The sequence below is a fragment of the Hoeflea sp. 108 genome, assembly GCF_000372965.1.
In the GTDB taxonomy this organism is placed as follows: domain Bacteria; phylum Pseudomonadota; class Alphaproteobacteria; order Rhizobiales; family Rhizobiaceae; genus Aminobacter.
In genome coordinates, this window is the sequence record NZ_KB890024.1 from 3,064,690 (window position 1) to 3,077,661 (window position 12,972).

Sequence of the window (12,972 nt, forward strand, 5' to 3'; positions counted from 1 at the left end):
AAGTTAGAGCATCCTTTGAGCGTCCGTTCGGACGCACAAAGGATGCTCTAATGGCCGGCACCATAGATCAGGATGCGCCGGCGCGGGAGCCGCCCCCAGCGAATTCCACGTCAAATCGGCAGGGTCGCAAAGGCTCCTGACATCAGGAGCCTGGCCTTCGGGCAAGTCAGGAGATAGCGGCCGTGTTCTCGCGCAGCAGGCGCTCGGCGGCGGCGCGCGCCTCCTCGGTGATGGTCGCCCCAGAAAGCATGCGGGCGATCTCTTCCTGGCGCGCCGGACGGTCCATCTCGTGGATCCCGGTCGCGACCCGGTCGGTGTTGCCCTTCTTGGAGATCAGGAAATGCGTCGCCGCCCGCGCCGCCACCTGGGGCGCGTGGGTCACCGACAGCACCTGCACACGGCTGGAGAGCCGCGCCAGCCGCTGGCCGATGGCGTCGGCCACCGCACCTCCAACGCCCGTATCGATTTCGTCGAACACCAGCGTCGGCGCCGAGCCGCGATCGGCAAGCGCCACCTTGAGCGCCAAAAGGAAGCGCGACAGCTCGCCGCCAGAAGCCACCTTCATCATCGGCCCGGCCCGCGTGCCGGGATTGGTGCGCACCCAGAACTCGACCTGGTCGATGCCTTCGAGCATGCGATTGTCGGTCTCGCTCGACATTTCGACGAGGAATTCGGCACGCTCGAGCTTCAGTTCCGGCAGTTCGGCCATGACGGTCTTGCGCAGGCTCTCGGCTGCCACCTTGCGCAATCCGGACAGGTTCGCCGCGATCCGGTCATAGGCCTCGCGGGTGGCCCGCGCCTGCTCCTCCAGGGTATTCAGGCGCCCCTCGCCGGCGTCGAGATCGGCAAGGTCGGCGACCATCGTGTCGCGCAGCTTGGCCAGGTCGTCGACGGCGACATTGTGCTTGCGGGCGGCGGCACGCAGCGCAAACAGCCGCTCTTCGGCCTTTTCCAGCCGCTGTGGGTCGTATTCGGTGGCCCTGAGCGCTGCATCGACACCCGATTGTGCCGCATCCAGCGAGATCATCGCCTCGTCGAGCGACTTCACGACGTCGTCGAGCAGGCCCGGCACCTCGGCCGCCTTGCGCTGCAGGCGGCGCAACAGGCTCGCCAGCTGCGGCAGCGGCGACGACGAGCCCGACAGCACGTCCTGTGCATCCTGGATTTCCGAAGCGATCTTTTCGACCCGCATCATCGCGGCGCGCAGTTCCGCGAGTTCGCTCTCTTCACCCGGTTGCGGATCGAGCTTGGAGAGTTCGGTCACCGAAGCGCGCAGATATTCAGCCTCGCGGGCGGCAGCCTCCACGCGCGCACGGTGCCGCGAAAGCTCCTGCTCTGCGCCGCGCCACAACTTCCACGCCTCGGCCGTCGCCTTGGCCTCGCCGACATGGCCGCCGAACGAATCGAGCACGTCGCGATGCGCACCGGCATCGACAAGGGCGCGGTCGTCATGCTGGCCATGGATCTCGACCAGCGCGCGCCCGATGTCGCGCATCAGCGTCACGCTGGAGGGCTGGTCGTTGACGAACACACGGGTGCGCCCGTCGGCCGTCTGCACGCGCTTCAGGATGACGTCGCCGTCATCCTCGATGGCATTGTCGGCCAGAAGCGTGCGCACCGGGTGGTTGCGCGGCACGTCGAAGACGGCCGTCACCTGCCCCTGGTTGGTGCCGTGGCGGACAAGCGACGCATCGCCGCGCGCGCCGAGCGCGAGCGACAATGCGTCGAGAAGGATGGATTTGCCGGCGCCGGTCTCGCCGGTCAGCACGGAAAGGCCTGGCGTGAAATCGATATCCAGCCGTTCGATCAGGACGATATCGCGGATCGACAGTCTGGAGAGCATCGAATTGCGGTCAGGCGCCGGAGAACATTTTCCCGGCCTTGGAAATCCATGAGCCGGCATTCTCGCGCGGCTGCAGGCCGTTGGTCTGCAACAGCTTGTAGGAATCCTTGTACCACTGGCTGTCGGGATAGTTCTGGCCGAGCACGGCAGCTGCCGTCTGCGCTTCCGAGGTCAGGCCCATCGCGTAGTAAGTCTCGACGAGGCGAGCGAGCGCTTCTTCGATGTGGCGCGTGTTCGAATAGTTCTCGACCACGTTGCGGAAACGCTTGGCGGAAGCGATGAACTCGCGACGCTCGAGATAATAGCGGCCGATCTGCATCTCCTTGCCGGCGAGCTGGTCGCGGGCAAAGCGGATCTTGGCATTGGCGTCGTCGACATATTCCGATGCCGGCCAGCGCTGCACCACTTCCTGCATCGCCTCGATGGTCCGGCGCGCTTCCTTCTGATCCTGCGTGACGTCGCGAATCTGGCGGAAATAGCTCAGGCCGATGATGTACTGGGCGTAGGCGGCGTCGTCGGTGGAAGGATAGAGCGCGAGATAACGCTTCGCCGAATTGATGGCTTCTTCATAGGAGCCCTGGCGATAGCTGGCGAAAGCGCCCATCACCATCGACTTGCGGGCCCACTCGGAATAGGGGTGCTGACGGTCGACCGCCTCGAACTTGCGGCTTGCCTCTTTCAGGCGGCCGGCATTGAGGTTGGCAAGACCCTGATTGTAGAGCACGTCGGCCGGCTCGGTCTGCTCGACATAGGTCGCCAGATCGACATCGGCTTCGCCGGACATGCAACCGGAGAGCGCAAGCGTCGGAATGACGAGCGACAGCGCCACAGCAAGAGGCGTCACGCGCAATTTCGATCGATCGGCTCGTATCAATGACATCACTGAGTTCCGCCCCTTCGGCGCTGTTTCGCTTTTAGGCACTGGCCATAGATCACAACTGGCCGTGCCGGGCAACGCTATCAGCGGCCAATCGCGCAATTTTGTGGCACGTGAACGCACATGCCATTTCGCCGGTCGAGTGGTGCAACAAGGTCACACCACCCTTCCCCGCAAGGCTGCGATCAGAGCATCCAGGGCGCGTGGACAGCCGCGCTGACGGCGATGAGTTCGGCCGAACGACCGCGCTCGCGACGCGATGTTTCGACGATTTCGAAGGCCGAACGATCGGAAAGCAGGCGACGCAGGGCAGATGCGTTGAGCCTGTGGCCACCGCGATAGGAGCGGAAGCAGCCGATGAAGCGCGCGCCGGCAAGCGCCAGGTCACCCATCGCGTCCAGCGTCTTGTGACGCACGAACTCGTTGGAGAAGCGCAGGCCTTCCATATTGATGATGTGATCGTCATCGCCGATGACAACCGAATTCTCCAGCGACGAGCCGAGCGCATAGCCGGCTGCCCACAGGCGCTCGACGTCCTTCATGAAGCCGAAGGTGCGGGCCCGCGAAATCTCCTTGCGGAAGATATCGTCGTTGATGTCGGAGGCAAAGGACTGGCGGCCGATGGCCGGGCTCTCGAAATCGATCTCGACCTCGAAGCGCGTGCCGCCATAGGGGCGGAACTCGGCCCAGGAGGCCCCGCTTTCGATTCGCACCGGCTTCAGCACACGGATATAGCGGCGCTTGACGTCGAGCGTCTCGATACCGGCCTGGTCGATGGCTTCGACGAACTGCGCAGCACTGCCGTCGAGAATCGGAACTTCCGCGCCTTCGACCTCGATCACCAGATTGTCGATGCCGAGGCCGAACAGTGCCGCCATCAGGTGTTCGATCGTGGCGACATGAACGCCCGCGGGATCGCCGAGCAAGGTGCAAAGATCCGTTGCACCCACTTCTGACACAATTGCGCGGAACTCTCGGCCATCAACGTGAAAAACCACACCCGTGTCGGCATCCGCCGGCAGGAAATGGATGGACACGGGCTTACCGCTATGCACGCCGATCCCCGACAGGGTCGCGCGCGATTTGAGTGTTGTCTGAAAATCCTGCAAGTCGATCCCCATATGCCCGTCCACATCAGGCCTGTTCTATCGCTCTACGGCGACAGGCCCTTCTCGGCTCTGATGGACGGGGCCTCATCCCCTTTGCACCCGTCCGGCCGAATTTGAGGCGCCATGCGTTCGTCAGAACTGGCGAAAGGCGCCTCGAAATTTCAAATCTGGCTGCTGCTTCTTCCGAAAGCCAAGACCGACTCCCGGTCAAATGCACCAGACGGCGCGAAGATAGTCTTCCGGATGAGAGACTCCAAATCACGGTTTCTTACTCCGTGTAACTGCGAGGCCACTTCGACTCGCTCTGACAAGCTCATGTTTTAAATGATCTTTTCAGAGCAAAAGGCGGACGTCGAGACGCCCGCCTTTCAAACCATGTTACCGCTCGTTCACAGATCAGTTTGCTTGCCGGCGCAGGAACGCCGGAATCTCAAGCTGATCGTCTTCCTGAGTCCGTGCCTGCGGCGCAAGGCGACCCTGGTCGTCGAGCTGGCCGCGGCGCGGCGCGTAAAGCTGCGATTCCTGGCTGACGGCGCGGCGCTGTTCCGGGGCCGGCTGGCGCAGTTTCGGCTCACGCGGCTGCGCAGGCTGCAGGCGAGCAGGCTCTTCCTCGCGGCGGGTCAGGCCGCTCGTCAGGCGCTTCAGCAAGCCCATCGGGCCGCGCTCTTCATGATCGACCGGCTGCGCCTTGGCGGCAACCTCTGCCTTCACCATCGGCGGGAAGTCTTCGACGCGCGGCATGCGCGGGGCGACCGGAGCCGGCTGCACCGCCTGCTGCGGAGCGGGCTGGTGGAACTGCTGCGGAGCCGGCTGATGGAACGGCTGCGGCGCGGGCTGGTAGGCCTGCGGCTGAGGCTGCGGCTGGGCTGGCGGAGCCGCAAACAGCTTGCTCTGCGGGCGGAAATCCTCAGTCGGCGCGGCTGGGCGCGGCTGGGCCATGCCAGCTGCATTGGCCTCGGCCAGACGGATGGCCTCGGCGATCGGATCGTTGGTGCGCACTTCCATACGCGGCTGCTCGACCGGAGCGGCCTGCTGCGGTGCCGGGCGCACTTCGGCCGGACGCTGCTGCTGGGTGGGCTTCGGCGTCTGGCGGATGGAGATCGGCGCTGCTGCCATGTCGGCGGCGGTCTTGTCGATGCCGGTGGCAACCACCGACACGCGGATGACGCCCTCGAGGTCTTCGTCGAAGGTGGCACCCAGGATGATGTTGGCGTCCTGGTCGACTTCCTCGCGGATGCGGGTCGCAGCTTCGTCGACTTCGAACAGGGTCAGGTCGCGGCCGCCGGTGATCGAGATCAGCAGCCCCCGCGCACCCTTCATCGAGGTTTCGTCGAGCAGCGGGTTGGCGATCGCAGCCTCGGCAGCGGCCATTGCGCGGCCCTCGCCCGAAGCTTCGCCGGTGCCCATCATGGCCTTGCCCATCTCGCGCATCACCGAACGGACGTCGGCGAAGTCGAGGTTGATCAGGCCTTCCTTGACCATCAGGTCGGTGATGCAGGCGACACCCGAATAGAGCACCTGGTCTGCCATGGCGAAAGCGTCCGCGAAGGTCGTCTTGTCATTGGCGAGGCGGAAGAGGTTCTGGTTCGGGATGACGATCAGCGTGTCGACGCACTTCTGCAGCTCTTCGATGCCGTAGTCGGCCGTCTTCATGCGGCGCTGGCCTTCGAAGTGGAACGGCTTGGTAACGACGCCGACGGTCAGGATGCCTTTTTCGCGCGCGGCGCGGGCCACGACCGGAGCAGCACCCGTGCCGGTGCCGCCGCCCATGCCGGCGGTGACGAAGCACATGTGGGTGTTGGACAGATGATCGATGATCTCGTCGATGCACTCCTCGGCGGCCGCACGGCCGACCTCGGGCTGCGAACCGGCACCCAGGCCCTCGGTGACATGCGCGCCGAGCTGGATGAGGCGCTCGGCCTTCGACATCGTCAGCGCCTGGGCGTCGGTGTTCGCCACCACGAACTCGACGCCGCGCAGGCCGGCAGTGATCATGTTGTTGACCGCGTTGCCGCCGCCACCGCCGACACCGAACACGGTGATGCGTGGCTTGAGCTCGGTGATGTCCGGCTTCTTGAGATTGATCGTCATAGTCCTCGTCCTTTTTGCCTTTGAAGCCGCTTCGCCGTGCGGCCTTCTATGGGGCTGACCCCGTCAATTCCTAAAAACTGTCTTTCAACCACTGACTCATGCGATGCAGTCTTCCGCCCGTCCCGGTCGCCCTGTAACCGGACATCCCCTTCGCCGACTGGCTCTCGATGCCCACCATCTGCGGGTAGATCAGAAGCCCGACCGCCGTCGCGAAGGCTGGCCCTTTGGCCGCCTCCGGCAGGCCTGCCACGCCGAGCGGGCGGCCGATGCGAACGTTGCGGCCGAGAATGCGACGCGCGGCCTCGGGCAGCCCCACCAGCTGGCTGGCGCCACCGGTGAGCACCACGCGCTTGCCGATGGCATTGCCGTAGCCGGACTTGTTGAGACGGTCGCGCAAAAGCTCCAGCGTCTCGTCGATGCGGGCGCGGATGATGCGGGTCATCACCGAACGCGGGATCTGCAGCGGCACTTCATTGTCATCGACGCCGATGGGCTGGATGCTGATCAGGTCGCGATCGTCGGTGCTGCCGGGCAGAGCCGAGCCATGCATGACCTTGAGCCGCTCGGCATCGTCGAGGCGGGTCGACAGCCCCTTGGCCAGATCCATCGTCACATGGTTGCCGCCGACGGGAACCCCGTCGGCATGAACGAAGCGGCCTTCCGAGAAGACCGACAGCGTCGTGGTGCCGCCGCCCATGTCGATGCAGGCAGCGCCCATTTCCAGCTCGTCGTCGACGAGCGCGGCAAGGCCGCTGGCGTAGGGGGTCGCCACCATCTGCTCGACGGAGAGGTGCGAACGGTTGATGCAGAGTTCGAGATTGCGCAGCGGCGCGGAATCACCCGTCAGCACATGCATGTCGACGCCAAGCGTATCGCCGACCATGCCGCGCGGATCGCGCACGCCGCGCTCGGCATCGAGCGAGAAGGCGATAGGCAGCGAATGGATGACCTCGCGCTCGGCGCGCAGCGCCTGCTTGGCGCCGGCCGACAGCACGCGCTTGACGTCGGCTTCCTCGACCTCATGCCCGCCGAGATTGATCGTGGCGGTAAAGGACTCGCTCTTGATGCGGCCGGCGGAGAGATTGACAATCAGGGAATCCGCGGTCAGCCCGGCCATGCGCTCGGCGGCATCGACAGCCAGGCGGATGGCATGCTCGGCGCGGTCGAGATCGACGACGACGCCCGACTTCACGCCCTGCGACTTCTGGTGGCCTATGCCGATGACCTGGGCCTGGTGCGTACGCCCCTTGAGCAGCTGGCTGCCCTCTGCAGGCTTCAGCTTGGCCACCACGCAGCAGACCTTGTTCGAACCGACGTCGAGCACCGTCAGGATGCCCGAGCGGCGCGAAGCCGGATCTTTCTGACCGCCCAACCAGCTCATATTCTCTTCCCCGTCGCCGCCTTGACGACCTTCGGCTTGGCTTTCAGCTCGTCCTGGCGACGCTCCATCGCCTCGGGCGTCAGCTGCACGACGAGCCTGTCCGTAAAACGCATGTCGACCGCGGCGATATCGCGGGTCAGAAGCGCATCGCTTTTGTCGAGCGCCACGAGATCGGCAAGGGCTGCCTCGACCTGGGTCTCGGGCAGCTTGACGGTGATGCCGTTGTCGAGACGCATGTCCCAGCGGCGCTCGCCGACGCGGATATAGCCGCGCACCCGCGACGCCAGCTCGGGATAAGCCTGAACCTTGGCGACGAAAGCCGCAGCACCTTCCGCGGCGCCCAGGCCGACGACCAGCGGCAGCATGGCCTGACGACCGCCGACATAGGGCGCGATCACCGCGCCATCCTTCTCGATGACGCTGAGCTGGCTGCCATGCTGCCAGATGGCGAAGGCATCGCGCTCGTCGACGCGGACCTCGATCGTGTTCGGATAGACCTTGCGGACGGCTGCTTCGCGCACCCACGGCAGCGAAACGATGCGCTCGCGCGCACTCTCGGGATTGAAGCCGACCAGCGACGTCCAGCCATCGAGCTCCAGCTTGTCGAGGATGTCGATCTCGGAGGTTTCGCGATTCCCGGAAACCTTGATCTGATCGACGGCAAAACCGCTGCGGGCCGTCACACCCTGCACCATTGCAGGCATGTGACCGCCCAGATAGGCGCCATAAAGCGAGCTTGCGGCCAGGAACGACGCCGTCAGCATCGTTGCGGCATAAGGCGGAGGCGTGAACTCGCCGCGCCCGAAGCGCGCCAGGATGCGGACAGGCTTGCGCAGCAGCCGCGGCAGCACGAAGTGCTCCGCAGACAGGGACAGCCCGAAGACGCCGGACTTCGCGCCGCGCACCTCCCTGCCGTATCCCGACCTCACCGCAAACACGAAGCGTCCTCCACCATCCAACTCAACAAATCACCAAACGAATGCCCAGCCTGGGCAGCGATTTCCGGCACCAGCGACGTGGGCGTCATCCCGGGTTGCGTATTGATTTCCAGCCAGACGACCTCTCCATTTTCGGAATGGCGGTCGTCGTACCGGAAGTCAGACCGGGAAACGCCCCGGCACCCGATCGCTTGGTGAGCCTTGAGCGCCAGTGTTTGTATTTTTTGGTAAATATTCGGTGAAACTTTCGCGGGGCATTCGTGCTTTGAGCCGCCGGGAACATATTTTGAATCGTAGTCGTAGAAGGAATGCCCTGTCGGCACGATTTCGCACACGCCCAGGGCCACATCACCCATCACCGCGCAGGTCAGCTCCCGCCCATGGATGTAGCGCTCGACCATGACAGCCTCGCCATAGCGCCACTCGGGCGACGAGATGATCTGGGGCGGATGAGACTGATCCTCCTTCACGATCACCACGCCGAAACTCGACCCCTCGGCGACCGGCTTGACCACATAGGGCGGCTTCATCGGATGCTCATTGCGGATGGTGAAACGGTCGAGAATTCTGGATTCGGCCACCGGAATGCCGGCCGCCCTGGCGACCTTCTTGGCCTGCTCCTTGTGCATGGCGAGCGCCGAGGCCAGAACGCCGGAATGCGTATAGGGAATGGCAAGGAATTCGAGGACACCCTGGATCGTGCCATCCTCGCCGAACGGCCCATGCAAGGCATTGAAGGCGACATCGGGCTTGAGCGCCGCAAGCACTTCGCCGACATCGCGACCGACATCGACCCGCGTGACCTTGTAGCCCACGCTTTCCAGCTCGTTCGCACAGGCATTCCCTGATGAAAGGGACACGGGCCGCTCGGACGAGAATCCACCCATCAAGACAGCAACGTGCTTCGACTTCATCCCCGGAAATCCCCTCTCAATGCCAAGCACAACACCCTGATTCCAAAGACTGAATCTCAGCCCTCCGGAAGTTGACCTCCGGATGAAAACGCGGGTTACGCGTTACGCGACTCAAATCAGGAAACGCTTTAGGTCAGAGAATCAGAGACTTGATTCCGTGGCAAGCACCGATTGAAAATCGCTGCGATTTGATGACCGCGAAGCGAATCTACTGAGACTCCAAAGCAACGGCAGGCAACAAGGATCAGGCAGCAAAAAGCCCCCGGCGCAGGCGCACCGAGGGCTTCGAAAATGGCAATCGCGATGCAGCCAAGCGAGGCGCCTAAAGCATTTGCCCCAAAAACTCCTGCACTTCGTGGCCCGGCTTGAACTGACCGATGCGCTTGATTTCCCACTGCAGGCGAATGCCCGAATTCTCGAGCACGCGGCTGCGCACCGTCTCGCCGAGATATTCGAGATCGTAGCCGGTGGCCGTGCCCGTATTGATCATGAAGTTGCAGTGCATCGGCGACATCTGCGCGCCGCCGATCATCAAACCGCGGCAGCCGGCCTTGTCGATTTCCTTCCAGGCAGAAGTGCCCTCGGGATTCTTGAAGGTCGAGCCGCCGGTCTTTTCGCGGATCGGCTGCACCGTCTCGCGATGATGCTGGACCGCATCCATCGCCGCCTTGATGGCGTCCTTGTCCTCGGCATATCCCTCGAAGGTCGCCGAGGTGAAGATCAGGTCGGCAGCGGCCGACGAATGGCGATAGCTGTAGCCCATATCGGCATTCGACAGCACATGCAGGTTGCCCTTGCGGTCGAGCGCACGGACTTCGACGACACGCTCGCGCGTCTCGACGCCGTTGGCGCCCGCATTCATGCGCAGCGCCCCACCGATGGCGCCGGGGATGCCGTGATAGAAATGGAAGCCGCCGATGCCGCTGTCATGCGCAAGCGCGGCCACGCGCTTGTCGGGCGTCGCAGCACCCGCCGCGATTCCCGTCGGCGAGATTGCGGTCGCTTCGCCGAACCCCTTGGCCGAAAGGCGCACCACGAAGCCGGGAATACCGCCTTCGCGCACCAACAGGTTGGAGCCGATGCCGACGACCAGAACCGGGATCTCCTCGGGCACCGCCCTCAGGAAATCGGCGAGGTCTTCCTCGTCGGCCGGCTGGAACAGCGCGTCGGCGATGCCGCCGGCTCGGAACCAGGTGATCTTTTCCATCTCGGCATTGGGCGTCAGCCGCCCGCGCAGGCTCGATAGACGATCCCCGAGCTTTGCGATCAGCGCCTCGCCTCCACCGGTCACGCCCCGCCCCCTGACAGTTCGCCCGGCAACGCATAGGCCCACTGGGTGATGTTGCCGGCGCCGAGGAAGACGACGAAATCGCCAGGCTTGGCCAGATCGCGCACCACGGGCGCGATCGAGGCCGGACCCTCGATATGGCGGGCGTCACGATGGCCGCCCGCACGGATGCGCGCCACAAGCGACTCGGAGTTGATGCCGTCGATGGCATCCTCCCCGGCTGCATAGACGGGTGCGACCATGACCGTGTCCGCGTCGTTGAAGCAGGCCGAGAAGTCGTCGAACAGATCGCGCAAGCGGGTGAAGCGGTGCGGCTGGGCAATGGCGATGACGCGGCCCTCGGTCGCCTCGCGCGCGGCGCGCAGCACGGCCTTGATCTCGACCGGATGGTGGCCGTAGTCGTCGAACACCTCGACGCCGTTCCAGGCGCCCGTGTGCGTGAAGCGGCGCTTGACGCCGCCGAAGGACGACAGCCCGCGCTTCACCGCCTCGGCCGAAATGCCGAGTTCGGTGGCGACAGCGATGGCAGCCGTGGCATTGGAGACGTTATGGCGGCCCGGCATCGGCAGGCGCAGGCCCTCGATGACACTCGACGACGCCGACTTGCGGTTGCGGATCACCACGTCGAAGACCGAAACTGCGCCGTCCATGCGGTGGTTGGTGAAACGCACGTCGGCCTGGGTGTTTTCGCCATAGGTGATGACGCGGCGGTCCTCGATGTGGCTGACCAGCGCCTGCACTTCGGGGTGGTCGGTGCACATGACGCCGAAGCCGTAGAACGGTACGTTCTCGACGAACTGGCGGAACGCCTCACGCACCTTGTCGAAGGTGCCGTAATGGTCGAGATGCTCGGGGTCGATATTGGTGACCACGGCAATGTCGGCCGGCAGCTTGAGGAAGGTGCCGTCGCTCTCGTCGGCCTCGACCACCATCCACTCGCCCTCGCCCATGCGGGCATTGGTGCCGTAGGCGTTGATGATGCCACCATTGATGACGGTCGGATCGAGCCCGCCGGCGTCGAGCAGCGTCGCCACCATCGAGGTCGTCGTCGTCTTGCCGTGGGTGCCGCCGATGGCGACCGCATTGCGGAAGCGCATCAGTTCGGCCAGCATCTCGGCGCGGCGCACGACGGGCAGCAGCTTCTCGCGCGCCGCCATGAGCTCGGGATTGGTCTTCTTGATCGCGGTCGAAACCACGATCACCTCGGCGTCGCCAAGGTTCTCGGCCTTGTGACCGACAAAGCACTCGATGCCCTTGGCACGCAGGCGCTGGACATTGGCGCTGTCGGACTGGTCGGAGCCCTGCACCTTGTAGCCGAGATTGTGCAGCACCTCGGCGATGCCGCTCATGCCGATGCCGCCAATGCCGATGAAATGCACGAGGCCGATGGTCTGCGGCATCTTCATGACCGCACTCCCTTCTTGAATTCCGAAACGGGCGTTTTGGACGCAATAGCCTCTGCGAGGTCGGCGAGCAACCTGGTGGCATCCGCTTTGCCGACTGACTTTGCGGCAGCGGCCATGGTCGAAAGCCGCGTCGGATCGCTCATCGCGTCGCCCAAAAGCTCGGCGATGCGCTGGGCCGAAAGCGTCGCCTGCGGATGCACTTCGCCGCCGCCAGCCGCCGCCAGCCGCGCGGCATTCGCCGCCTGATCATGGTCGAGCGCATAAGGGTAAGGCACCAGCAGCGCCGGGCGACCGATGACCGAAATCTCGGAAACGGTCGACGCGCCCGAGCGCGAGATCACAAGCTGGGCTGCGGCCATACGCTCAGCCATGTCGGTGAAGAAGGGCGACACGTCGGCGGCGATGCCGAGATCGGCATAGGCTGCCTTGACCTTGTCGGCATCTTCCTTGCGCGCCTGCTGGGTGACGTGCAGCCGCTTGCGCTGCTCCTCCGGCAGCAGCGCGATCGCCGCCGGCATAGCCTCGGAGAAGAACTGGGCGCCCTGGCTGCCGCCGAAGACCAAGAGGTTGAACTGGTCCATGCCGCCGGAAGCCACGTAGGGCATCTTCGCAGCCTCGATCACCGCCGGTCGCACCGGATTGCCCGTCACCACGATCTTGGCGCTGTTGGCGCCCGCATTCTCGGGCAGGAAGCCGCCGGCAATGGCGTCGACCTTGCTGGCCAGCGCCTTGTTGGCGCGGCCCATCACCGCGTTCTGCTCATGCACCATGGCAGGCACGCCGCGCCGGGTCGCGGCATAGAGCGGCGGCAGGGTCGGATAACCGCCGAAGCCGATGACGACCGAAGGCTTGATCCTGGCGATCACCTGGGATGCCTGGCGCACGCCGCTCCAGATGCTCCAGAACGCGCGCGCCAGCGCAATCGGGTTCTTGGAACCGATGGTCGAGGACTTGATCGGATGGATCGCCGTCGCCGGAAACTTGCCGGCGAAACGCTCGGCCCGGTCGTCCGTGGCGAGATGCACTTGCCAGCCGCGCGACGCAAGCTCATGCGCCAGCGCTTCGGCCGGAAACAGATGGCCGCCGGTCCCGCCGGCGGCAAGCATGATGGTACCTTTGGTCATA

10 protein-coding genes are annotated in these 12,972 nt (G+C 64.6%); all 10 read right to left on the reverse strand.

What is annotated here, in order from left to right; translation table 11 throughout:
• Positions 1 to 166 precede the first annotated feature (166 nt).
• The 10 genes from recN to murG all read right to left on the reverse strand — a co-directional run bounded on the left by recN (position 167) and on the right by murG (position 12,971).
• A complete protein-coding gene (recN, locus tag B015_RS0115245) occupies positions 167 to 1,843 on the reverse strand; it encodes a DNA repair protein RecN (protein WP_018428580.1) in 1,677 nt (558 codons plus the stop codon).
• A 10-nt stretch (positions 1,844 to 1,853) separates the two neighbouring features.
• Entirely contained in the window at positions 1,854 to 2,723 is an 870-nt protein-coding gene (locus tag B015_RS0115250) for an outer membrane protein assembly factor BamD (protein ID WP_026227314.1), read from the reverse strand.
• A 182-nt stretch (positions 2,724 to 2,905) separates the two neighbouring features.
• Positions 2,906 to 3,841, reverse strand: coding sequence for a UDP-3-O-acyl-N-acetylglucosamine deacetylase (gene lpxC / locus B015_RS0115255; protein WP_018428582.1), 936 nt, complete (start codon positions 3,839 to 3,841; stop codon positions 2,906 to 2,908).
• Positions 3,842 to 4,225: 384 nt separating this feature from the next.
• Entirely contained in the window at positions 4,226 to 5,920 is a 1,695-nt protein-coding gene (ftsZ, locus tag B015_RS0115260) for a cell division protein FtsZ (RefSeq protein ID WP_018428583.1), read from the reverse strand.
• A gap of 70 nt (positions 5,921 to 5,990) precedes the next feature.
• Positions 5,991 to 7,301, reverse strand: coding sequence for a cell division protein FtsA (gene ftsA / locus B015_RS0115265; protein WP_018428584.1), 1,311 nt, complete (start codon positions 7,299 to 7,301; stop codon positions 5,991 to 5,993).
• Positions 7,298 to 8,239, reverse strand: coding sequence for a cell division protein FtsQ/DivIB (locus B015_RS0115270; protein WP_018428585.1), 942 nt, complete (start codon positions 8,237 to 8,239; stop codon positions 7,298 to 7,300). Before B015_RS0115270 ends, ftsA begins: the two co-directional genes overlap by 4 nt.
• Complete coding sequence (locus tag B015_RS0115275) at positions 8,227 to 9,153, reverse strand: D-alanine--D-alanine ligase (RefSeq protein ID WP_018428586.1); 927 nt, start codon at positions 9,151 to 9,153, stop codon at positions 8,227 to 8,229. The genes B015_RS0115270 and B015_RS0115275 overlap by 13 nt, the downstream gene beginning before the upstream one ends.
• Positions 9,154 to 9,475: 322 nt before the next feature.
• Positions 9,476 to 10,444 carry a UDP-N-acetylmuramate dehydrogenase gene (gene murB / locus B015_RS0115280; protein WP_018428587.1) on the reverse strand — a complete coding sequence of 323 codons (969 nt, stop codon included), beginning with the start codon at positions 10,442 to 10,444 and terminating at the stop codon, positions 9,476 to 9,478.
• A complete protein-coding gene (murC, locus tag B015_RS0115285) occupies positions 10,441 to 11,847 on the reverse strand; it encodes a UDP-N-acetylmuramate--L-alanine ligase (protein ID WP_018428588.1) in 1,407 nt (468 codons plus the stop codon). The genes murB and murC overlap by 4 nt, the downstream gene beginning before the upstream one ends.
• Positions 11,844 to 12,971, reverse strand: a complete 1,128-nt coding sequence (gene murG, locus B015_RS0115290; RefSeq protein ID WP_018428589.1) for an undecaprenyldiphospho-muramoylpentapeptide beta-N-acetylglucosaminyltransferase — start codon at positions 12,969 to 12,971, stop codon at positions 11,844 to 11,846. The genes murC and murG overlap by 4 nt, the downstream gene beginning before the upstream one ends.
• Position 12,972: the final 1 nt, after the last annotated feature.